19 protein-coding genes and 1 riboswitch are annotated in these 22,491 nt (G+C 69.0%); of the genes, 7 read left to right on the top strand and 12 right to left on the bottom strand.

Annotated features, from left to right (window positions below; all coding sequences use genetic code 11):
• The first annotated feature begins 58 nt into the window (after nucleotides 1-58).
• Complete coding sequence (locus ACIQF0_RS07605) at nucleotides 59-880, top strand: siderophore-interacting protein (RefSeq protein ID WP_401025731.1); 822 nt, start codon at nucleotides 59-61, stop codon at nucleotides 878-880.
• On the opposite strand, the gene ACIQF0_RS07600 is transcribed toward ACIQF0_RS07605, so the two are convergent.
• Genes ACIQF0_RS07600 through ACIQF0_RS07580 form a run of 5 tightly spaced genes read right to left on the bottom strand, consistent with a single transcriptional unit; the run spans nucleotide 866 to nucleotide 5,513 of the window.
• Nucleotides 866-1,471, bottom strand: a complete 606-nt coding sequence (locus ACIQF0_RS07600) for a hypothetical protein (protein WP_401025728.1) — start codon at nucleotides 1,469-1,471, stop codon at nucleotides 866-868. The two genes, ACIQF0_RS07605 and ACIQF0_RS07600, sit on opposite strands and share 15 nt — an antisense overlap.
• Nucleotides 1,468-3,021: an amidohydrolase gene (locus ACIQF0_RS07595; RefSeq protein WP_401025725.1), complete on the bottom strand. Its 1,554-nt coding sequence runs from the start codon at nucleotides 3,019-3,021 to the stop codon at nucleotides 1,468-1,470. Before ACIQF0_RS07595 ends, ACIQF0_RS07600 begins: the two co-directional genes overlap by 4 nt.
• Complete coding sequence (locus tag ACIQF0_RS07590; protein ID WP_360029538.1) at nucleotides 3,018-3,407, bottom strand: hotdog domain-containing protein; 390 nt, start codon at nucleotides 3,405-3,407, stop codon at nucleotides 3,018-3,020. Before ACIQF0_RS07590 ends, ACIQF0_RS07595 begins: the two co-directional genes overlap by 4 nt.
• The gene (locus ACIQF0_RS07585; protein ID WP_401025721.1) at nucleotides 3,404-4,780 is read right to left on the bottom strand and encodes an AMP-binding protein; all 1,377 of its coding nucleotides are present in this window, start codon (nucleotides 4,778-4,780) and stop codon (nucleotides 3,404-3,406) included. The genes ACIQF0_RS07590 and ACIQF0_RS07585 overlap by 4 nt, the downstream gene beginning before the upstream one ends.
• Nucleotides 4,773-5,513: an enoyl-CoA hydratase/isomerase family protein gene (locus tag ACIQF0_RS07580; RefSeq protein WP_401025717.1), complete on the bottom strand. Its 741-nt coding sequence runs from the start codon at nucleotides 5,511-5,513 to the stop codon at nucleotides 4,773-4,775. Before ACIQF0_RS07580 ends, ACIQF0_RS07585 begins: the two co-directional genes overlap by 8 nt.
• A 74-nt stretch (nucleotides 5,514-5,587) precedes the next feature.
• Between ACIQF0_RS07580 and ACIQF0_RS07575 the strand changes: the two genes are divergently transcribed.
• The 3 genes from ACIQF0_RS07575 to ACIQF0_RS07565 all read left to right on the top strand — a co-directional run bounded on the left by ACIQF0_RS07575 (nucleotide 5,588) and on the right by ACIQF0_RS07565 (nucleotide 9,588).
• Nucleotides 5,588-6,148 (top strand): TetR/AcrR family transcriptional regulator, encoded by a 561-nt coding sequence (locus ACIQF0_RS07575; RefSeq protein ID WP_401025714.1) that lies wholly within the window; start codon nucleotides 5,588-5,590, stop codon nucleotides 6,146-6,148.
• A riboswitch (cobalamin riboswitch) is annotated at nucleotides 6,147-6,352 on the top strand. It overlaps the preceding gene by 2 nt.
• 107 nt (nucleotides 6,353-6,459) lie before the next feature.
• A complete protein-coding gene (gene metE, locus ACIQF0_RS07570; RefSeq protein ID WP_401025712.1) occupies nucleotides 6,460-8,685 on the top strand; it encodes a 5-methyltetrahydropteroyltriglutamate--homocysteine S-methyltransferase in 2,226 nt (741 codons plus the stop codon).
• 153 nt (nucleotides 8,686-8,838) lie between these two features.
• A complete protein-coding gene (locus ACIQF0_RS07565) occupies nucleotides 8,839-9,588 on the top strand; it encodes an NPP1 family protein (protein ID WP_360029532.1) in 750 nt (249 codons plus the stop codon).
• Here ACIQF0_RS07565 and ACIQF0_RS07560 read toward each other — a convergent pair whose 3' ends face one another.
• Nucleotides 9,589-10,260 (bottom strand): TetR/AcrR family transcriptional regulator, encoded by a 672-nt coding sequence (locus ACIQF0_RS07560; protein ID WP_401025709.1) that lies wholly within the window; start codon nucleotides 10,258-10,260, stop codon nucleotides 9,589-9,591.
• Nucleotides 10,261-10,353: 93 nt separating this feature from the next.
• Between ACIQF0_RS07560 and ACIQF0_RS07555 the strand changes: the two genes are divergently transcribed.
• Both ACIQF0_RS07555 and ACIQF0_RS07550 read left to right on the top strand, forming a co-directional pair.
• On the top strand, nucleotides 10,354-11,079 hold the full coding sequence (locus ACIQF0_RS07555) for an SDR family oxidoreductase (protein ID WP_401025706.1): 726 nt from the start codon (nucleotides 10,354-10,356) through the stop codon (nucleotides 11,077-11,079).
• The gene (locus ACIQF0_RS07550; protein WP_401025704.1) at nucleotides 11,079-11,951 is read left to right on the top strand and encodes an SDR family NAD(P)-dependent oxidoreductase; all 873 of its coding nucleotides are present in this window, start codon (nucleotides 11,079-11,081) and stop codon (nucleotides 11,949-11,951) included. Before ACIQF0_RS07555 ends, ACIQF0_RS07550 begins: the two co-directional genes overlap by 1 nt.
• Here the strand turns inward: ACIQF0_RS07550 and ACIQF0_RS07545 are convergent.
• Complete coding sequence (locus ACIQF0_RS07545) at nucleotides 11,948-12,667, bottom strand: polysaccharide deacetylase family protein (protein WP_401025701.1); 720 nt, start codon at nucleotides 12,665-12,667, stop codon at nucleotides 11,948-11,950. The genes ACIQF0_RS07550 and ACIQF0_RS07545 overlap by 4 nt on opposite strands.
• A 61-nt stretch (nucleotides 12,668-12,728) precedes the next feature.
• Nucleotides 12,729-14,846: a discoidin domain-containing protein gene (locus ACIQF0_RS07540; protein WP_401025699.1), complete on the bottom strand. Its 2,118-nt coding sequence runs from the start codon at nucleotides 14,844-14,846 to the stop codon at nucleotides 12,729-12,731.
• A gap of 187 nt (nucleotides 14,847-15,033) precedes the next feature.
• Here ACIQF0_RS07540 and ACIQF0_RS07535 point away from each other — a divergent pair, with 187 nt between their 5' ends.
• Entirely contained in the window at nucleotides 15,034-15,942 is a 909-nt protein-coding gene (locus ACIQF0_RS07535) for a DUF1996 domain-containing protein (protein ID WP_401025697.1), read from the top strand.
• A 50-nt stretch (nucleotides 15,943-15,992) separates the two neighbouring features.
• On the opposite strand, the gene ACIQF0_RS07530 is transcribed toward ACIQF0_RS07535, so the two are convergent.
• The 4 genes from ACIQF0_RS07530 to ACIQF0_RS07515 form a co-directional block, all read right to left on the bottom strand.
• The gene (locus tag ACIQF0_RS07530; protein WP_401025695.1) at nucleotides 15,993-16,748 is read right to left on the bottom strand and encodes a substrate-binding domain-containing protein; all 756 of its coding nucleotides are present in this window, start codon (nucleotides 16,746-16,748) and stop codon (nucleotides 15,993-15,995) included.
• Nucleotides 16,745-18,943 carry a discoidin domain-containing protein gene (locus tag ACIQF0_RS07525; protein WP_401025693.1) on the bottom strand — a complete coding sequence of 733 codons (2,199 nt, stop codon included), beginning with the start codon at nucleotides 18,941-18,943 and terminating at the stop codon, nucleotides 16,745-16,747. Before ACIQF0_RS07525 ends, ACIQF0_RS07530 begins: the two co-directional genes overlap by 4 nt.
• Before the next feature lie 110 nt (nucleotides 18,944-19,053).
• A complete protein-coding gene (locus ACIQF0_RS07520) occupies nucleotides 19,054-20,067 on the bottom strand; it encodes a LacI family DNA-binding transcriptional regulator (protein ID WP_401025690.1) in 1,014 nt (337 codons plus the stop codon).
• 8 nt (nucleotides 20,068-20,075) lie between these two features.
• Nucleotides 20,076-22,424 carry a glycoside hydrolase family 3 C-terminal domain-containing protein gene (locus tag ACIQF0_RS07515; RefSeq protein ID WP_401025687.1) on the bottom strand — a complete coding sequence of 783 codons (2,349 nt, stop codon included), beginning with the start codon at nucleotides 22,422-22,424 and terminating at the stop codon, nucleotides 20,076-20,078.
• Between the last annotated feature and the right edge of the window lie 67 nt (nucleotides 22,425-22,491).

Here is a 22,491-nt window from a genome sequence, read left to right as displayed (position 1 = left end):
CAGCCTCAATTTCGCCCGAGAGCTTAGGTAAGCCTAACCAAAGGTGTACCTTGCTGGCATGTCGCGCTACTCCGCCTTCGACAGGTTCACGCTCAAGGCCGCCACCAAGGCCGCCGAGCTGCTGATGGCCCCCGCGAACCGCCGCGAGGTCTTCGACCAGTTCGTCATGACCGTCAGGGCGGTGACCGAGCTCAGCGAGCACATGCGCCGGATCACCTTCCACGCGCCGGAACTCGCCTCGTTCGAGGTGACCGGCCCGGACGAGTACTTCGGCCTGCTGATGGCGACCGGCCGCGACCTCGTCATGCCGGCCGACGACCGCATCAACGTCCGCTCGTCGTTGCGCGCGATGCCCGAGGACACACGTCCGGACCTGCGCTGGTACACGGTCCGCGCACACCGCCCCGACGTCGCCGAGATCGACGTCGACTTCGTGGTGCACGGCGACGCGGGCCCCGGCACGCGCTGGGCCCGCCGCGCGATCGCGGGCGACCAGGCCGGGTTCCGCGCGGGAGGTTCGGCCTACCGGCCGCCGTCGGAGGGCTCGGTGCTGCTGGCGGCCGACGAGACCGCGTTGCCCGCCCTCGCGGCGATCCTGGAGGTGGAGACGCGGCCGGTGCACGTGTTCGTCGAGGTGCCGGACGAGTCGTACCGGCTCGACCTCGAGGCGGAGTGGGTGTTCCGCGGTGACGGCGAGCCCGGTTCCGCCGTGCTGAGGGCGATTCAGGGCAGAGTGCTGTCCGTTGTGGACTACGCGTGGGCGTGCGGGGAGTCGGCGCTGGCGACCGGGGTGCGGCGGCACCTCACCAAGGACCGCGGAGTGGATCGCAAGGCGATCATGTTCAGCGGGTACTGGAAGGCCGGTTCAGCCCGCATGTGAGACGCCGCTCAGCCGCAACGTCCTTTCGACCACGGGATCGGACGCCGCAATCCCGTACCGGTGCTCGTACACGGCGACCGTGATGCGGGCCAGGTCGTCGGCGGCGGCCGGGGTCTGGGCGACGTAGTCCGCGGCCATCAGCAGCATCGGGTAGCCGGCGCTGCCCTGCGGTGGCAGATAGCCGTTGACGGGCAGCAGCACGGCGCCGAGGCGGCGGTAGAACGCGATGCGGCGGTGCCGGATCCGTTCCTCCGCCGGGTCGATGCCGTGCTGGGCCGGGTCCTCGACGTCGTAGATGATCCGGGTGTGGCCCGCGTCGGTCATGGCTGTGCGCAGGTGTGTCCAGAGGTGTTCGCCGAGACCGCGGCCCTTCTCCCCCACGGTGAAGTAGCGCAGGTAGACCCAGCCGGTGTCGCCGAGGGTGCGCAGGACGGCGAGGCCGAGCGGTTTGTCGTCCATCAGGACCAGGGCGGTGTCGGCGAGCAGGTCGTCGAACGGCGCGCGCAGGTGTGGTTCGAAGCCGTCGAAGTAGATCTGCTGGACGTGCGCCAGTTCGTCCGGCGTCAGCGTTGAAGTGGCGACGAGCCTCATCGGAACTGTCCTCCCACCATCGTGCGCAGCACCTGGATGTCCTTGATCCGGTCGGCGGTGACCGGGTTGTCCGAGAGCACGACGAGGTCCGCGAGTTTGCCCACGGACAGCGTGCCCTTGAGGTGTTCTTGTTTGCAGGCGTAGGCGGAGCCGTAGGTGTAGGCGCGCAACGCTTCCAGGCCCGTCACGGCCTCGGCCGGGCTGAACGGCGTGCCGGACGACGTGAGCTGCTCGACCATGTCGTGCATGCCGAGCAACGGGGCGCCGTTCACCACCGGGCGGTCCGAGCTGCCGGGAACGATCATGCCCGCGTCGAGCAGCGAACGTTGGCGGTAGGCCCACGCGGCACGTTCCGGGCCGAGCGCTTTCAGCATGCCGTCGCCGATCTCGTTGACGAAACGGCCCTGCGGCACGGCGATCACGCCCAACGCCACCGCGCGCTCGACCTGGTCGGGACGGGCGACGCCGAAGTGTTCGACGCGGTGGCGGACGTCCGAGCGCGGGTCGAGGCGGTGAGCTTCCTCGTAGGCGTCCAGGACCAGGTCGATGGCCGCGTCGCCGATCGCGTGGGTGGCGACGCGCCAACCGCCTCGGTGGGCGGCGATGATCTTTGACCGCAACGCGGCCGACGAGTCCTGCAGGTAGCCGTGGTTGCCCGGGGTGTCGGCGAAGTCGTGGCACATCGCGGCGGTGTGACCGATCAGCGAGCCGTCGGAGAAGATCTTGGTCGGGCCGACGCGCAGCCAGTCGTCGCCGAAACCGGTGCGGACGCCCAGATCGAGGCCCAGGCCCAGTTCGGTGACGGGGTGCAGGGCGTCGGCGGCGATCATGAGTTCGACGCGGACGTGCAGTTTTCCCTGGTCGCGGGCGCGGTGGTAGGCCTCCAGCTCTACCGGGGACTTGCCGATCCAGCCTCCGCCGATGCCCGCCTCGACGCAGCTCGTGATGCCCTCGCTCAGGTACACGCGGCCGGCCCGGTCGATCGCGTCGACCAGGGTGTCCACCGGGTAGGGCAGCACGAGCGGGTTGACCAGTTGCTGCGCCTGTTCCTGCAACAAGCCGGTCGGGCGGCCGTTCTCCGTGACGACCAGCCCACCCGAGACGTCGACCGCGCGATCCGAGATCCCCAGAGCTTCCAGCACAGGTGTGTTGACCACGCACATGTGGCCGGAGGTGTGCTTGATCCACACCTTGCGGCCGCGGGCGACGCGGTCGAGGCCGTCGCGCGTCGGGTGGCCGCCGCACTTGTTCTGGTCGTAGCCGAAGCCGATGACCCACTCACCGTCCGGTGCGGCTTCGACAGCCGCGTACAGGGCGTCCAGGCTCGTGACCCGGCAGTCCACTTCGGACAGCGTGAGGCCGAACCACGCCATGTGGTTGTGGGCGTCGTGGAAGCCCGGCGTGACGGTCGCGCCCTGGAGGTCGGCCACCTCGCGGGCCGGCACCTCCTCCAGCGCCACGATCCGGTCGCCCAGCACGGCGAGCGCGGTCGCCGGACCGTCCAGCGTCACGAACTCGGCGTTCGTCAGCAGCAGGTCGGCCTTGATCATGAGAGCCCTTCGAAAGCCATGCGGTACCAGTCGCTCCACGGCGCGGGACGGCCGTCCGCGCCGACCTTGACGATCACCCGGTAGCCGGAGGCGTAACGGCCGCAACGAAAGCCGTAGCGGGCGCTGGTGGTGCCGATGCGGTCGGCGGTGATCTCGACCGGGAGCACACCGGGCGCGGTGAAGGCGGCGTTGAACTCGACGTGCAGTTCCTTGACCACGTAGTTCAGGTCGGGATGGCGGTCGGCGTAGGTGGACCAGCCGAAACCCATCGACTCGAACAGCGCGGACTGGGCTCGTTCGACGTGCAGTGCGAACCGAGAGTTGTGCAGGGTGCCGTTCAGGTCCAGCTCATCGAAGAAGACCGGGCTCTCCCAGTGAAAGCTCACCGCAGCAGCTCCTTGGCAACGCGTTCGGACGGGGTGCGCGGTAGATCCTCGCGGAACTCCCAGAAACGCGGAACCTTGAACGACGCCAGTCTTTCCGCGCAGAACTCGGCGAGCTCCTGATCAGTCACTTCCCCGACGACGAACGCTTTCACCTCCTCACCGCGAATGTCGTCCGGCACGCCGATCACGGCGGCGAGCCGCACCGACGGGTGCGACATCAGCACTTCCTCGACCTCGTGCGCGGCCACGTTCTCACCGCTGCGCCGGATCATGTCCTTGGTGCGGCCGAGGTGGTAGACGCGGCCGTCCTCGATCCGCGCCAGGTCGCCGGTGCGGAACCAGCCGTCCGCGAACGGCGAGGGCAGGCCCAGGTAGCCGTCCATCATGCCGGGGCCGCGCAGCCACAGTTCGCCGTCGACGATCTTGGCCTCGCGATGCGGCGCGGGCAGGCCGAGACAGCCCGTGCCGACGAACCGGTCGTGGTCTTCGGCGGTGATGCGGAGGTCCGCACCGGTCTCGGTCATGCCGAACGCCTCGAACCAGCCGACGCCCCAGCGCTCTTCCAGTTCGGCGTGCAGGGCGGGCGGAATCGCCGAGGCCTGCACGACTCGTACCGAATGCCTGCGGTCCAACGGATCGGCGGGCATGCGCAGCAACAGCGCCGGCATCGCGCCTAGGCAGTAGAAGTAGGTGACGCCGTGCTCGCGGACCTTCCCCCAGAACGACGACGGGTGAAAGCCGTCCAGCACCACGAGACGCGCACCGGCCAGCAGTGCCGCGACGACGTTCCACTGTGGATCGATGTAGTGGAACGGTTGCGCTGTCAGCATCACGTCGTCGGAGTTCAGCTGCGGGAAGTGCTCGACCAGGCTGCCGCCGAGCGTCAGCCAGTAGGTGTGCGACAGCACGCACGCCTTCGGCTTGCCCGTGGTGCCCGAGGTGAACTGCAGGCTGACCGGCGCGGACACCTCTCCCTGCACGAACCCGTCGACGGGCTCCAGCTCCTCGACGTAATGCACCAGGTGATCAGCGAGCAGCGGCCGGAACTCCTCGGTGCTGACGACGGCGACGGCCTGCGAGGTGGTCAGCACGTGCGAGGCGTCGACCGAGCGGTACTTGACGTTGAGCGGTACGGCCGTGGCACCGAGCTTGATCAGCGCGAACCACACCAGCGGGAACTCCGGCACGTTGCGCAGCATGATCGCGACCCGGTCACCCGCACGGATCCCGTTGTCCCGCAACGCCTGCGCGTACCCGTCCGACAGCGCGTCGATCTCGGCGAAGGTGAACGAGCCGCCGGGATCGAACGTCCACGCGGTCTTGTCCGGCCACCGAGTCACGGCCGTTCGCAATGCGGAGATGAGGTCAGCCACGGCCGAACTCCTCCCGGGGCTCGTCCCCCTCGCCGGACAGGCTCGTGACGATCGCGTGGTCGACCTCGGTCGCCATCGCCTGCTCCAGCGTCGAGTCCACACCCAGGTCGAGCGCTCGTTTCGCGAGCCCGGCGGCGACCGGCGGCTGGGCGGCGATGCGGCGCGCGAGCTTCATCGCGTGCTTCTCGTGGTTCAGCGCGTAGGAGTTGATCAACCCCAACTCGTACGCGCGCGGAGGGTGAATTCGTTCGCCGAGCAGGAGCATCTCCTTGGCACGCGCCAGACCGACGATCCGAGGCAGCAGGCTGGAGATCCCACCGGTGACGCTGAGCCCGACGCCGACCTCGGGAAATCCGAACTGCGCGCTGGTCTGCGCCACGACCAGATCGCAGCCCAGCGCGAACTCGGCGCCCGCACCGAGCGCGTAGCCGTGCACCGCGGCGATCACGATGCCGGGGAAGTCGCGGATCGCGCGGGTGACGTCCTGAATGCGCTCCAACCGGGCTCGCGTCTGCTCCTCGGTCTCGACCGGAACCGGCTCCTTCAGGTCGTGGCCGGCGCAGAACGCCCTGCCGCGGCCCGCCAGCACGATCACCCGCGCCTGGTCCTCACCTGCCCGCGCGAACGCGGCCAGCAGGTCCTCGACCAGCGCCGGGACCACGGCGTTGAGCCGTTCCGGACGGTTCAGGTGCACCTGCGCGATGCCCTCGGCACAGGAGTAGTCGACGGTCATCTCTCCCCTTCGATCGATCGATCGATCGGGACTGACGCTAGAGTGAGCGAGTCGGGCCGGTCAAGGGAGGCAGCATGACGACGGAGGAACGGGTCCGCGAGGCGGCCGTGCGGTTGTTCGCCGAGCGCGGCTTCCACGGCACCGGCATCCGCGACCTCGCCCAGGCCGCCGGCCTGTCGTCGGCGACGCTCTACCACTACATGGGCACCAAGGAAGACCTGCTGGTCGAGATCATGCGCACGAGCCTGACCGAGCTGATCGGCAAGGCCGAGCAGATCACCGGTGACGAGACGGACCGTCTTGTCTCGTTGGTCAAGATGCACGTGCAGGCGCACGCCGAGAAGCCGCGCGAGACAGCGGTGGTGGACGGCGAGATGCGCGCGCTGACCGGCGAGCGCCGCGAGGAGATCGTGGCGTTGCGCGACCGCTACGAGCGCTTCTGGCAGGACGCGATCGACGACGGCGTGAAGGCGCGCAAGCTGACGGTCGCCGATCCGAGCGTCGCGCGGCTCGCGTTGCTGGAGATGTGCAGCGGCGTCTCGCGGTGGTACTCCCCCGCGGGGCCGGTCAAGTTGAGTGATCTCACCATTCAGTACGCGGCTATGGCGCTGGGCATGCTCGGCGCGGCCCGCTAGTGTCGGTCCTGCCAGCGGTTCACCCGGGCTCGTTCCGGGTGGAGCAAAAGGGAACCCGGTGCGAGTCCGGGACTGCCCCGCAGCGGTGAGTGGGAACGAAAGCCGTCAGAAGCACTGGGTCTGCCAGATCTGGGAAGCGACGGCCGGTAGGAGCCAGCGAGACGCCCACGAGTCCGAAGACCTGCCGCCGGTCCGCGCGCCGACCCGGTGCGCGGTGCTCCGGAGCCTCTCGGGCGGGCTGACGGGCGCGGCTGCGTGCCGTCCTGCTCGCGTGTCTCCGGTGCTTCCGCACGCTCGCGAGGAGAGAGCCTGTGACCATTGGCAGCACTGTTTTCGGCTACCCCCGCATCGGACCGAAGCGCGAACTGAAGCGCGCGGTCGAGCAGTACTGGGCCGGGAAGATCGACGAGGCCGCCCTGCGGGAGACGGCGAAGCAGCTCAGGGCGCAGACCTGGGCCGAACTGTCCGAACTGGACTCCGTTCCGTCGAACACCTTCTCGTTCTACGACCAGGTGCTCGACACGTCGTTGCTGTTCGACGCGATCCCCCAGCGGTTCCGCGACCTCGGACTGTCCGAACTGGACACCTACTTCGCGGCGGCCCGCGGCCGGGACGGCGCCGCGGCCCTGGAACTGACGAAGTGGTTCGACACGAACTACCACTACCTGGTGCCGGAACTGGGCCCGGACACCGAGTTCCGGCTGGCCGGCGACAAGCCGATCGCCGAGTACCGCGAGGCGCTCGAACTCGGCGTCACGACCCGGCCGGTGCTGCTCGGCCCGGTGACGTACCTGTTGCTGGCCAAGAGCACGGTGCCCGGCTTCGAACCGCTGGCACTGCTCGACCGCCTGCTGGAGGCGTACGTCGAACTGCTCGGCCGCCTGCGCGTCGAAGGCGTCGAGTGGGTGCAGATCGACGAACCGGCGTTCGCCGCCGACCGCACACCGGCCGACCTGAACGCGTTGCGCCGCGCGTACCGGACGCTCAGCGGACTGCCCGGCAGGCCGAAGCTGCTGGTCACCGGCTATTACGGCGGCCTCGGCGAGGCGTTGCCGATCCTGGCCGAGTCGCAGGTCGAGGCGATCGGCCTCGACCTGGTCAGCGCACCGGACACGTCGGTCGCGATCCCCGCGTTGCGCGACAAGATCCTGGTGGCCGGCCTGGTCGACGGCCGCAACGTGTGGCGCACCGATCTGCACGCCGCGCTGGCGAAGGCCGCGACGTTGCTGGGCTTCGCGAACGAGGTCGTCGTGTCGTCGTCCTCCACGCTGCTGCACGTGCCGTACGACCTGGAGGCCGAGGACCTGGAGCCGGACGTGCGGGCGCGGCTCGCGTTCGCCCGGCAGAAGGTGCGCGAGATCGTGGTGCTGGGCAGGGCTTTGCGCGGCGGAGCCGACGGTGCCTGGGCCGACGAGGCGAAGCGCCAGGTGCCCAGCCCGCGCCGCGACGACCACGTCCGGGCGCGCATCGAGTCGTTGCGGCCGGAGCACAGTCTTCGCTCCCCGTACGAGGAGCGTGCCGCCGCCCAGCAGGCCCGGCTCGGGTTGCCGCCGCTCGCGACCACGACGATCGGGTCGTTCCCGCAGACCGGTGACATCCGCAAGGCGCGTGCGGCCGTGCGCAGCGGTGAGATCACCGAGGACGAGTACGGACAGCGGATGCGGGACGAGATCGGTCGCGTGATCGATCTGCAGGAGGACATCGGCCTGGACGTGCTGGTGCACGGTGAACCCGAGCGCAACGACATGGTCCAGTACTTCGCCGAGCACCTGGAAGGCTTCGCCAGCACGCAGTTCGCGTGGGTGCAGTCGTACGGGTCGCGGTGCGTGCGGCCGCCGATCATCCACGGCGACGTGTCCCGCCCGAAGCCGATGACGGTGCCGTGGAGCACCTACGCGCAGTCGCTGACGTCCAAGCCGGTCAAGGGAATGCTGACCGGCCCGGTGACGATCCTCGCGTGGTCGTTCGTCCGCGACGACCAGCCGCTGGCCGACACCGCGGCGCAGGTGGCGCTGGCGTTGCGCGACGAGATCCGCGACCTGGAGGCCGCCGGGATCCGGGTGGTGCAGGTCGACGAACCGGCGTTGCGCGAGCTGCTTCCGTTGCGCCGGAAGGACCAACCGGCGTACCTGGAGTGGTCGGTCGGCGCGTTCCGGCTCGCCACCGCGGGCGCGACGCCGGGCACCCAGATCCACACCCACCTGTGCTACTCGGAGTTCGGCGAGGTGCTCGGCGCGATCTCCGACCTCGACGCCGACGTCACGACGATCGAGGCCGCGCGGTCCAAGATGGAGATTCTGGAGGGCCTGGAGTTCCCGCGCGGCATCGGTCCCGGCGTCTACGACATCCATTCACCGCTGGTGCCGAGCGAGGACGACATCGTTTCGCTGATCACCGAAGCGGTGCGCGCGGTCCCAGGTGAACGTTTGTGGATCAACCCCGACTGCGGGTTGAAGACGCGCGGTTACGCCGAGGTGGAGCCCGCGTTGCGAAACCTGGTCGCGGCGACCCGTCGCATGCGGGCCGAACTGCACTGATGAGAGCGCGACCCCGGGACGTGATCGATTCCGTCCCGGGGTTGTTAATTTCCCGGTATGGCAAAGATTTGGCGAAGTACCTAGACGTGAACGTGGTTCATGTACCACCTTCGGCCTCGCAAGCCTCGCTCCCCTGCACCCCGGAGGCCTCTGTTGAGGAAGAAGCTCCTGTCCGCGCTCGCCGGCGCGCTGCTGATCACGGCACTGTTCCCCGGCATCGCGCTCGCTGACCCGCCCCGGGCCATCCCCGCCAACTACGAGGAGGCCGACGGCAAGTGGCAGCCGGCGTTCGACTACGACGGCGACGGCTGCTACCCCACCCCGGCGATCTCGCCGACCGGTGACATCGCGCCCGGCCTGAAGAACTCGGGCGCGTTGAACGGCAACTGCCACGACAGGTCCGACCTGGACAACACCAACTCCTACAGCCGCTCCAAGTGCAACAACGGCTGGTGCGCCTACCTGTACGACCTGTACTTCGAGAAGGACCAGGCCGTTCCGCTGATCGACTGCTGCGGCCACCGCCACGACATCGAGCACGTGGTCGTCTGGGTGCAGAACGACGTGGCCCAGTTCGTCTCGACCTCGGAGCACGGCAAGTACAAGACCCACCCGCGTGCCAACGTGCAGTGGGAAGGCAACCACCCGAAGATCATCTACCACAAGGACGGCGCCAGCACGCACTGCTTCCGGCTCGCGGGTGCGGGTGAGCAGGCGGAGAACCACTACGGGGTCTACCAGTACCCCGCGCTGGTCAGCTGGGACCGCTTCCCCGCCGGCGTGCGCGACAAGCTCGTGAACGCGAACTTCGGCAGCGCGTCCCTGGCGATCAAGGACAGCGCGTTCAACTACAACCTCGGTCAGGCCAAGCCGTCCGGGATCGCGTTCGACCCGAACGCCTAGCTATTTCGCCACACGGTTGAGCCACTCGGCCAGGAGGACCCGTTCCGCTGGAGACAGCATCAGGGGCGGGTCCTCCTCCAGTGCCACCCTCAGCGCGATCGCCCGGCTCGGGATGTCCGTCGGCTCGTCCGGCGCGGTGTCCGTCGTGATCGCCCTGATCACCTGCTCCCGTGAGAACGTGATCAGCTCCAGGTCGCGGTCCTCCTCCGGCGTCGCGATCAACGCCAGCACGACGCCCATGCCGGCCGCGTGCACGAACTGCGCCGCCTGCTCGACGGGGACCGTCAACCGGCCCGCCGACGCGATGCGGCTGATGATCTCGCGGAGCATCGCGTCCGCCGTCAACCGCGCCTCACGCTTGCGCGGCTCGCCGTACATCAGCAGGTAGAACGCGGGCCGCGCCAGGCCGAAGCCGATGTGCAGCTCCCAGCCCCGGCGCAGGTCGTCCACGGGGTTCTCGCTGGCGCCCATCGCCTGCTTGGTCGCGAGGTAGTCGGAGAAGCCGAACGCCGCCACGGCGTCGAGCAGCCCGTCCTTGTCGCCGAACAACCGGTACAGCGTCGGCGCCTGCACGCCGGCCGCCGAGGCGACCGCGCGCGTGGAGACCGCTTCCTTGCCACCCTCGACGAGCAGGTCGGCCGCAGCCTTCACCAGACGCTCTCTCGTGTCCATGTAACGACGATAACACATCAGCGGTAGCGCTGATTCGATATCAGTGCTACGTTGATTGAGGTAACAGCGGAAACACCAGCTAGGAGTGCTGACATGACTCGCGTTGCGATCGTCACCGGCGGATCGAGGGGCATCGGGCGGGCAGCCGCCGAGCGTCTCGCCGCCGACGGAACCGCCGTCGTCATCGTGTACGCCGGCAACAAGACAGCGGCCGACGAGGCCGTGGAGAAGATCAAGTCCGGTGGGGGCCAGGCCGTCGCCGCACAGGCCGACGTGGGCGACGAGGAAGCCGTCGCCGCCGCGTTCGAACTGGCCGTGGAGACGTTCGGCGGCGTGGACGTCGTCGTGAACTCGGCGGGCATCATGCCGCTCGGCACCGTCGCGGACATGGACCTCGACACGTTCGACCGCATCATGCGCACCAACGCCCGTGGCACGTTCATCGTGTCCCAGCAGGCCGCACGCCGGCTGCGCGACGGTGGCGCCATCATCAACGTCTCGTCGTCCGTGGTGGGCCTGCGCTTCCCCCAGTACGGGGCCTACGCCATGTCGAAGGGCGGCGTCGAGGCGCTGACCCTGATCCTGGCCCGCGAGCTGCGCGGCCGCGACATCACCGTGAACACCGTCGCCCCCGGCCCCACGGCCACGGACCTGTTCCTGGACGGCAAGGACCAGGCGACCATCGACACCCTCGCGAAGCAGCCGCCGCTGGAGCGTCTCGGCTCGACCGCCGACATCGCGGAGGTCATCTCCTTCCTGGCGGGCCCGGCCCGCTGGATCAACGGCCAGACCATTCGTGCGAACGGAGGCATCATCTGATGAGCAAGGTCATCGTCGTCACGGGAGCGTCCAGCGGTTTCGGCGCGCTGGCAGTGCGCAGGCTGGCCCTCGCCGGCCACACCGTCTACGCGGGTATGCGGGAGACCTCCGGCCGCAACGCCGCAGCCGTCTCGGAACTTCAGGCGTTCGGGACCGAGAACGAGGCCGACGTGCACGCCGTCGAGCTCGACGTGCAGTCGCAGGAGTCCGCGGACGCCGCGATCGCGTCGATCATCGCGGAACAAGGGCGCTTGGACGTCGTCGTGCACAACGCCGGCCACATGGTCACCGGCCCGGCCGAGGCCTTCACGCCGGAGCAGTACGCGGCCCTGTACGACGTCAACGTCCTGGGCACCCAGCGCGTGAACCGCGCCGCCCTGCCGCACCTGCGCGGTCAGCACTCCGGCCACGTCGTGTGGGTGGGTTCCAGCTCGACGCGCGGCGGCACTCCCCCGTACCTCGCCCCGTACTTCGCGGCCAAGGCGGCGATGGACGCGGTCGCCGTCTCCTACCGCGCCGAGCTGCTGCGGTTCGGCATCGAGACCACGATCGTCGTGCCGGGCGCCTTCACCCACGGCACCAACCACTTCGCGCACTCCGGCACTCCCGCCGACACGTCGCGTGCCGCGGAGTACGAGGAGTTCTACCCCGGCCTGATGGACCAGGTGGGCGGCCGCCTCGCCGAACTCGAGCCGTCGTGGGCGGACGTCGGTGCCGTGGCCGACGCGATCGTGGACGTCGTCGGTGCTGCCAAGCCGCCGTTCCGGGTGCACGTCGACCCGTCCGCCGATGGCGCCGAGGTCGTGAACGCGGTGGCGGACCGGGTGCGCAGCGAGTTCCTGCGCCGGGTGGAGCTGGCCGATCTGATCTAACGGCTGTTGAGGAGCGCGGACACGGTCAGGAACCGGTAGCCGCGCTCCTTCAGCCCGGTGATGATGGGCTTGAGCGCCTGCCTGGTCTGCTCGCGGCTCGCGTACATGGGGTGGAGCAGGATGATCGAGCCCGGCTTGGTCTCCTTCAGCGTCTGCTCGGCGATCTGCTGCGCGGTGGGCGTGCCTGCGGAGTCCGGTTCCACGTCCCACATGACCGTCAAGCGGTTGTGTTCCTCGAGGTAGTGCGGCAGGGCGAAGAGCTTCTTGCCGTTGGGCGGGCGGAAGTGGATGTCGCCGCTGTAACCGGTTCTGCGGATCTGCGCGTCGGTGTCCTCGACCTCCTTCGCCACCGTGCTCGGCAGGACGCCGATCATCCGCTGGTGATTGAAGGTGTGGTTGCCGATCTCGTGCTTCGCGTCCGCGATCTGCCTGCCGAGTTCCGGGTGCTTCTCGAGGTCGCGGCCCATCAGGAAGAACGTGGCCGGCACGTCCTCCGCCTTCAGCAGGTCCAGCACCTGCTGGGCACCGGCGGGGTCGGGACCGTCGTCGAACGTCAGCGCGACCAGCTTCTCGTTGGTCTCGACGCGGTCGACCAGGTCACCGAAGAACTGGAACGTGCGCGCGCTGGCGACATTCCACAGGGAGAACGCGGTGGCGAGCACCAAGGTGAGGCTAACCGTCACGATGATCGTTGGCTTGCGGCGCAACCACTTCATGCGCTCACTAGACCATGCGGCCGGAGAGCCTTGCACAGGCTCCCCGGCCGTTGGCCTCAGGTCACCGCCGGTAGATCCCGAACTCGTAGAGCGAGTAGCCCCAGCCGGTACCGCGCTGGGTGGCGTGCAACCGGACATAGCGGCCGGTCGCCGTCACGTCGATCGAGTCCACTCCACCGTTGCCGGTCGTGGTGCCGTAGACGGACCGGAAGTTGGTGCCGTCGTCGGACACCTGAATCTCACAGGCACGGCCGAAAGCACCCTCCCAGACCAGTTGCACGTGCTGGAACGTCGTCACCGCGCCCAGGTCGACCCTGATCCACTGCGGATCGGCCCAGTCCGTGGCCCAGCGCGAGGTTGCGTTGCCGTCCACCGCGTTCGACGGCGGGAACGGCGCCCCGTCACCGACCTGCTGATACGATGACGCCAGAGTCGGCCTGCCCCGAGCCACGTTCACACCGGACGGTTGAGGCGCCACGACTCGGACCGAGCGGGTCTCGATGCCGATGTTGCCGCGGCCGTCCTCGGCCATCACGTAGACCTTCCACACACCCAGGCGGTCGGGTGCGGTGACGGTGAGCCGGTTTCCGTTGACCTGCACGGGAGTACTCGCCAGGCCGCCGCTGTTGTCGATGTACTTGCTGTTGAACGCCGCCGACCACTGAATCGCGTCACCGTTCGGATCCGACGCCGCCACATCGATGTTCAACGGGGCACCGGCCGCGATGGTCTGCGGCAGGTTCATCGCGGAGATCACCGGTGGGGTGTTCGTGGGAGTGCCGCCACCGAACGCCTTCTGCACCGAGTAGAACGAGAGCCGCTTCTTGCCCGCCGGGGTGAGGTTGAACCACACCGCGCCGAAGTCGTACTCCGTGCCGTAGTGGAAGAGCGTGCCACCGAACGACACACCGGTGTGGCCGATGATGCAGTTCCACGCCTGCGTGTAACCATCACGCTTCTGCACATCAGTGGGCTCGGCCGGAACACCGTTGGCGTCGTTGGGCACCTCCCACTCACCGGCCGGACCGGCCTCCGTGAGGATGTACGGCTTCGTGTAACCACCAGAGATCCAGTCCTGACGGACCTTGCACACGTTGCCGTAGGAGTTCACCGAATACAGGTCCAGGTCAGGCGTGTACGCCTTGAGGTACACCCACGCACCGGTCCACGCGTCCGTGTTCGTCACCGGATGGTTCGTGTCGATCGCGTGGATCGCCCGCGCAGCCTCGTTGATGTACTTCGCATACTCAATGCGCTGAGTCTCCAACTCCGCACCCGAATAGCAGTTCTGCAAGCCGAGGATGGACTCGTTGCCTACGTTCCACATCAACACGCCGGGATGATCCTTGTACGTGGTGACCCACTGGCGGATCTGGCCGAGCATGTCCGCTTTGTACTGCCCGTCGGTCACGTAGTTCACGCAACCACCCGAACCAGGACCACCACCGGGCTGCAACCAGAACCCGTTGATCACACGCAAACCGTTCGCGGCAGCCGCATCCAACAACGGACGAGTGGAGGCGTCCGTGCCCCAGGTGCGCAACGTGTTGACACCCATGGACTTCAGCTCCGGCATGTACCGCGCCGCATCCGCCGCCGGCGGACCCCAGGTCAACCCCTTCACCACCCACGGCTGACCATCCACCGTCAGCCGCCAGTTGCCCTGCGACCCGGTCACCCGCACGCCGGTGCCAGGCTGCGGGTTCGAGCCCTGCTCGCCGTACACCCGGAACTCCCACAACGACACGCCGTAACCGTTGGCACGCTGGGTCGAGAGGACTCGGACGTACCGGCCGGTGCCGGTCACGTCGAAGCCCTGCCGGCCACCGGTCCCACCGGTCACCGAACGGATCGACGTCCAGGAATCGCCGTTGTCGGAGACCTCGATCTGGAAGGACGTCGCGTAGGCGGACTCCCAGTCGAGTTCCACCCGTGTCACGGTCGAGGTCGCGCCCAGGTCGACCCGCAGCCACTGCGGGTCGCTCCACGCACTGGACCAACGGGTTCCCGGATCACCGTCGACCGCGGCCGACGCGGGTGTGCCGCCACCCTCGGTCGACGAGGCGGTGGCGGGCTTGCCTTGGGAAAGCAGCGAGGGCGCGGCGCTGACCGTGCCCGGCAACACTGCTAGTCCCACCAGCACGGCGAGCACCGTGCCGACGGAGCGGAGGCGGAACATTGCGTCTCCTGCAGGGTCTAGTGAGGGATGAAAATGCGGGAGAGCGCTCTCACAACCCTGGCGGCGAATGTTACGAACAGACGTCGTCTCGTGTCAACGACCCCCTTGACAGCATCCCGACACGGGCGGACGCTAGTTGGGAGAGCGCTCTCCCAGCCGGTTTCCCCACGTCGGCAGGAGGACGAAGTTGTCCCGAAAACTCAGCGCGCTGGCCCTCGCGGCCAGCCTCATCGCGGCGGCGCTCGCAGTGGCCACGAGCTCGGCGCAGGCCGATGACTACGTGAGCCACCACGAGTTCCAGGCGAACTGCGCGTTCACGACGGACCGTCCGGACGACCCCATCGTCTTCCCCGGTCTGCCGGGTGCGTCGCACCTGCACACCTTCCTCGGCAACAGCTCCACGAACGCGAACAGCACCAACGACTCGCTCAAGGCAGGCCAGACCAACTGCAAGACGCCCGACGACAAGTCGGCGTACTGGTTCCCGTCCGTGCTCAACGGCGACCAGGTCGTGCGCCCCGAAGGCAACCAGGTGATCTACTACAAGTCCGGCATCCTGAGGTACCAGGACGTCGTGCCGTTCCCACCGGGCATGCGGTTCGTGGTCGGCAGTCCCACCGCGACAGAGGAGCAGTTCCGCACCTCGCCCGGCGCCATCGAGGGCTGGGAGTGCGGCGACAGCGCCCACAACTGGGACATCCCCGCCCACTGCGCACCCGGAAGCCAGCTCAACGTCCGTTACCAGGCACCGAGCTGCTGGAACGGCCGCGACCTCGACTCCGCCGACCACAAGTCCCACATGGCCTACCCCGACCGCGCGACCCTCGTGTGCCCGGCCAGTCACCCGGTCGCCGTACCGATGATCGAGTTCAAGATGGCGTTCCCCGTCTCCGGCGACATGTCCCGCGTACGACTCTCCAGCGGCCGCGGGTACACCTGGCACTACGACTTCATGAACGCCTGGGACGCACCCACCCAGGCCGCACTCGTCCGCCACTGCGTCAACGGCGGACTGCAATGCGACCCACGCGGATTCGACCAGTACAAGCCCCACCGGGGCGCCGCACTAGGACCGGACTACCGGTTGCCGAGGTGAAGTCGTTCTTCAGCACCCCAGGGCGCACGCGCTCTGGGGTGTTTTTCGCGCTACCGCAGGACTGAGCCGGGCGCGGCCAGGGTCGTTCCCTCGACGAACTCGCACGCCAGCAGCACCTCGGACCGCTTCTGGGGCAGGCGGGCCAGCAGGTGCACCGCGCGGCGGCCCGTCTCCCACCTCGGCACGCGCAGTCCGCTGAGGCCCAGCAGGTCGCCTTCAGGCAGGTCGAGCGCCATCACCGAGAGATCTCCCGGGACGGACAGGTGCCGGCGACGTGCCGCACGGACGAGTGCCGCCGCGTCGTCGGAATGTTCCGCGATCACCGCCGTCACACCGATCCGCAGCAGCTGGTCGAGCCAGACCGCGGGCGCGTGCATCCCCTTGACGTCCCAGGCCTTCGTGGCGGTGCGGAAGGCGTGCAGGCGCTCGACCGAGGTGGTGCCGCTCGGCAGGCCGATGTAGACGATCTGACGATGGCCGAACGCCGCGGTGCGCGCGACGAGGTCGCGCACGCCCGCGGCGTGATCTATGTCCACACATGGCACTTGTTCGCCGGCGCAGTCCCGTCTGCCGATCGACACGAACGGGATCGCGTGGTTCGCCAGGCACGTCAGGTCGGCATCGCCGGCCGTGCGGTCCAGCAGGACGCAGCCGCTCAGGGCCACGTGCCGGGTGTCGACGAAGTCGAGATCGGCGCACAGGAGCAGGCCGTTGCCCATCCTGTGCGCCGCGTGCCCGATGCCCGCCAGAGCGGGCGTGCTCTCACCGGGAATGACGTCCCGGGAGAGCACGCCGATCAGACTCACGGATAGTTCACCAGGTACCGGATCTGGTTGGCGGCGTTCGCGACGCCACCGGTGCCGTTGATGACGTTGGCGATCGTGCCCACCCCGCCGAGCGACACCGTGACCAGGTGCGTGAACCGGACACCCGACCGGTTCGGCGCCTCGAAGCCGTTGTCCGTCACGATGCTCGGATCAGCCTGGTTGAACGCGTACACGCCCACACCGAACGCCTCGTGCGTCGTCACCGAATCAGCCACCTTGTACCCGGCCCAGCCCCGTTTCGACCCGTTCATCCACGCGGCCTGGTTCGGCGGATCGTACGGCAACTCGTTCTGATACAGGTAGACCTTGCCGCCGTTGCCGTTCCACACGAGGTTGTGCTGCTGGTAGTGCTCCACGAACAACCCGTACGCGATCACGTTGTCGCCGTTCACGACCACGCCGTTCCGGCCCGGGTTCGCGGTCCAGCTGACGCCCGCGCCGTGGTCCGCCCGCCACACCCACGTGTGGTCGATGATCGTGTTGCGGCTGTTCACCCGCAGGCTCTCGGTGGCCTTGCCGGCCTGCGACCCGCCGACGCGCAGGTACACGTCGTGCATCGAGGTCGGGTTCGCCGCGTGGTCGCGGGAGGTCGAGTCGCCGATCTCCAGCAGCACCGGGGAGTTCTGCACGCCAGCGTCGACCAGGAACCCGGCCAGCTTCACACCGTCCACATCGGACGTGGTCAAAGCCGCCTTACCGGTGGTCGGCGTCAGGGTCGCCAGGCCAAGGCCGAGCACGACGGTGTTCGGCCGGGTCACCCGGATCGTGTCGTCGAGCTGGTGGATGCCCGGCGTGAGCAGCAGGTGTTTGCCCTGCATCAACGCGGCGTTGATCGTGGCCACCGGCGTACCCGGCTTGACGATGAAGAAGTCCGCCAGCGACACCGACGACCCCGGGTTGCCGTTCTCCCAGCTCGTCCCACGCGAGTTCTGCCGCAACGCGGGCAGGAACACCCGGTACTCCCCCGAGCCGTCCAGGTACAGGTAGGGCTTCTCGCGCGTCACCGGTGAGGTGTCCACAGTCGTGTGCGACGGGTTCGGGAAGTTGTTGGGCGGTGCACCCTGCGTACCGGCGAACACCATGTTCCACACCGAACCCGACCAGCCGCCCGCGAGGTTGCTGTTGCGCGTCAGGAACTGCTGCTGCGAACCGGAGATCACCGTGCCGTCGATCTTGCTGTCCACGATCAGACCACCACTGGCCCAGCCGTCGTAGCCGTTCCACAGGTGCGCCTGACCGCGCAGGTGCATCCGCCGGTACGCGGTGGCCTGCGAAACGGCCCACCGCTCGATCTGGTTCGCGGGCAGGGTCACCGACAGGTTCTCCGCACCACGCCAGAAGTTCTGCGTCGCGTTGCCGAGGTTGTTCGGGTCGTCGCCCTGCTGCAACCAGTCGGCCTCGACGCGGATGTGGCCGTTGATGTTCACGTCGTCCGGGTTCAGGCCCAGGCCCGCCACCTGCGTGTAGAACCGCAGGTTCACGTCCGCGTTGTACGACCCCGGCTTGAACAGCACGGCGTAGCGCTGCGGCCCGAACTGGTTGGTCTTCATCTGCGCGGAGATCGAGTCGAGCCGCGACTGCATCTCCGACTGCGACGAACCCGGCCCGTAGACGAACACGTTCGGCCCGAAGTCCGGGTTGCGCGGATCGGTCGACGGCACACCCGGCGTGTCCGTGGTGGTGAAGACTCCCAACTCCCACAACGAATAGCCGTACCCGGTGCCACGCTGCGTGCCCAACACGCGCAAGTAACGGCCGGTCCCGGTCACGTCGACCGACTGCGTGCCACCGGTACCGGTCGTGGTCGAGTAGAGGCTGCGCCACGAGCCGGCATCCGCGGCGTTGTCGGTCACCTGGACCTGGAACGCCTTGCCGTACGCGCCTTCCCAGCTCAGCGACACGCGACAGACCTGCTGACTCGAACCCAGATCCACCTGCAACCACTGCGGATCCGAGAACTGCGAAGACCAGCGCGTACCGGCGTTCCCGTCCACGGCAGCGGAAGCAGGGGTGCCACCGTTCTCGGTCGACGACGCGGTGGCGGACTTGTTGAGAGCGACATTGGTGGCACCGCACTCGGCGGCACCGGCGGGAAGAGTGGAGATGCTCGCGGTGGTCACGAGACACAGGGCGGCAGCCGCTAAAGCAGCCGTCCTGGACAGGGGAGAGCTCATGATCCTGCCTGACACCTTTGGGGCGAGGGAGCCCGAACGGTGGCGTCCGTGGCACCGGACGCCGGGAGAGCGCTCTCCCGTAGATTAACGCGTGGTGTCGAACAGGTCAATCATGCTGACGCCCGAACCACGAGTTCCGGTTCGAAGATGACGGACCTCGGGCGCTCCTCGGGATCGTCCAGGGCCGTGATCAGCACTTCTGCCATCTTCGCGGCCATCTCCTCCACCGGCTGGCGCACGGTGGTGAGCGGCGGCCGGCAGGCGAGAGCGGGCGCGCTGTCGTCGAACCCGACCACGGCGACGTCCTCGGGAACGCGTTTCCCGTGCGCCAGCAGCACGTCCACGGCGCCCTGCGCCATCAGGTCGTTCGCCACGAACACACCGTCCACCTCGGGGTACTCGGCGAGCAGCCGCCGCATCGCCGCCGCGCCGCTGGCCACGGTGAACCCGCCCTCGACGACCGGAACGTACGGGAAACCGTTGCGCGCCATGGCCTCCCGGAACCCGGTGAGCCGGTCCTGACTGGCGTGCACGTCCAGCGGTCCCGCGATGGTGGCGACGCGGGTGCGGCCGATCCCGGCGAACCGGGCGGCGGCGAGCCTGCCGCCCGCCTGATGGTCGAGGTCGACGTAGCTGACCGGCATCGGCCGGCCCGGCCGCGCGTAGAGGACCGTGGGCACACCGGCCTCCAGCAGCCTGCCGGGCAACGACTCGGCGGCGTGCGTGGTCACCAGCAACGCGCCGTCCGCGCTCCCCTGCCGCAGGAACTCCACGACCTCCACCCTGGTCCGGTCCGTGTCCGCGAGCATCAGCACCGGGTGCACGCCCCTGGTGCGCAGGAAGTCGACGACACCGGCGGTGACGCGGCCGAAGAACGGGTCCACGAAGACGTCGGATCCGCCACCCGCGCCGGAGATGACCAGCGCGACCGTCCCGGTGCGGCGGGTGACGAGCGAGCGGGCGGCGTGGTTGGGCGTGTAGCCGGTCTGCTCGATCGCGTTGCGCACCGTCTCCTGCAGCTGCGGGTCGACGTTGCGCGTGCCGTTCACTACGCGGGACACGGTCGCACGGGACACACCCGCGATCCTCGCCACGTCCTCGAGCGTCGGCGTTTCCTTGATCATGATCCGTTTTACCACGGCCGGAGAGCGTTCTCCGACTCGAGGCGCAGTGGTGTGTCACCGGCGTTCGGGCCGATCAGGACGGTGAACGCGCCTGGCTCGACCTCCCAGGATCCCGCCCAGTGGCTGATGGCTCGCCGCTCTATCCGGACCAGTGCTTCCACGCTTTGTCCCGGTTCGGCGGTGACGGCCGCGAAGCCCGCCAGCCACCGCTCCGGTCTGGCCACGGCGCTGTCCGGGCGGGACAGGTAGACCTGCACGACCTCGCGTCCGGCGCGGTCGCCGGTGTTGCGCACCCGGACCCGGACCACGTCCCGCTCGACCCGTGCTTCCTCGTAGTCCCAGATGGTGTAGCCGAGCCCGTGGCCGAACCAGTACGCGGGCGCGACACCGCCGGCGGCCCACGCGCGGTAGCCGATGTCGAGCCCTTCCTCGTACGACAGGGATCCCGCGACGGGCAGGTAGTCCTTCACCGGCACGTCGGACTCGAGGCCGGGCCAGGTCGTCGGCAGCCGCCCGCCGGGTTCGGCGTCGCCGAACAGCACGTCCGCGAGCCCGTTCCCGCCCTCCTGCCCCGGGAACCAGGTCAGCAGCACCGCGGCGACGTCCTCCCGCCACGGCAGCAGCACCGGACCGCCGGAGTTGACCACGACGACGGTGTTCGGATTCGCCTCCGCCACCGCCCTGACCAGCGCGTCCTGCTCACCCGGCAACGCCAGGGTGTGCCGGTCGCGCCCCTCGCTCTCGATCGCGTCGGTCGTGCTGACCACGACCACCGCGACGTCGGACTCGCGCGCCGCGACCACGGCGGCGGCGAGTTCCCCGGCCGCGGCCGGCGGTGGCGGATCGGCGGCCAGCATCGAGGCCATCCCGCTGTCCTCGCCCAGTTCGCGGCGGGCGACCAGTTCGGCCTCGGTTCCCTCCGTGAGCAGCACCTCCACGCTGTGATGAGGCGGGCGAAGGTGCTTCACGGCGGGATCGTCGGTGTCGACGGGCTGGACCACGTCGAGCACTCGGACGCCGTCGACGTCCAGCGTCAGCCGGCCGTAGCCCGCGACCGCGATCCGCCACGGACCGGTCCTGGTGACGGGCAGGCCCGTGCTGATCTCCAGAACGGCGGCGCCGGGCACCTCCTCGGTCTCGAGGATGCGGCCGGTCAAGCGGTGTTCGCGGAACAGCACGTCGTCGTCCGGGCCGAGCACGCGGACCAGGACGGGAGCATCCACCGGCGTCGGGCGGTCGTCTATGCGCACACCGGCCGCGTGAACCACGTCGGCGCGCGTGGAGAGGGCGTCGAACAGGGAGTTCTCGGCGGCCGGGTAGAGGCCGGAACTGCCGCCGCCCTGCACGCGGGGAGCGGTGGCGCCGGGCCCGATCACGGCGATGCGCAGGCCCGGCGCGAGGGGAAGAACCCCGTTGTTGCGCAACAGGACCGTGCTCGCGGACACGGCCTCACGCAGCAGACTCCCGTCGGCGACCGGCGGTTCGATCGCGACCGATCCCTCCAGCGCACCGACCCGTTCGGCCAGCCGCAGCAGCCGGAACACCTTGTCGTCCACCAGGCTCTCGGCCACGTCCCCGGCCTCGACCGCCGCGACCAGCAGATCGCCCCACGGTCCCCACGGTCCCGGCATCGAGAGGTCCTGCCCGGACACCGCCGCCGCGACCGTGGTCCGCACCGCGCCCCAGTCCGACACCACCAGCCCGGTGAAACCCCACTCGTCCTTCAAAGGTGTGGTGAGCAGCGGGTTCTCCGACATCGGATGGCCGTTCACGCCGTTGTAGGCGGACATCACCGCCCACGCGCCCGCCTCCACGGCTGCCTCGAACGGAGCCAGGTACACCTCACGCAGGGCGCGGTCGCCGACCCGCACGTCGTGCGTGAGCCGGTCGGTCTCGGTCTCGTTGGCGACGAAGTGCTTCGGGGTGGCGGCGACACCGCCGGCCTGCACGCCGCGCACGTAGGCGACGCCGAGCCGGGCCGTGAGCAGCGGGTCCTCGGAGAAGCACTCGAAGTGCCGTCCGCCGTAGGGCGTGCGGTGCAGGTTCAGCACCGGCGCGAGCAGCACGTCCACGCCCTTGCGGCGGGACTCGGCGGCCAGCAGGCCACCCAGCCTGCCGACCAGGTCCTCGTCCCACGTCGCGCCCAGCGCGGTCGGCGACGGCAGTGCCAGCGACGTGCGGCGTTCGTCCCAGCCGGGACCGCGCACGCCCGCCGGGCCGTCGGAGAACGTCAACGCGCGCAGGCCGATCAGCGGCTCGGCACAGCTGCGCCAGACCGATCCCCCGGCCAGCAGCCGCACCTTCGCGCGCAGGTCGAGCTTGCCTACCAGGCGGGCCAGCTCGTGGTCGTCGTGCACCCGAAACCTCCTTGGAGAGCGCTCTCCAAAAGAGTCGGGGGCGGAACGCCCGGTGTCAATGCCGGAT

This window comes from Lentzea sp. NPDC092896, assembly GCF_044754905.1.
Taxonomy (GTDB): domain Bacteria; phylum Actinomycetota; class Actinomycetes; order Mycobacteriales; family Pseudonocardiaceae; genus Lentzea.
Note: the sequence above shows the minus strand (reverse complement) of the source record. Positions and strands in the feature narration are given on the sequence as shown.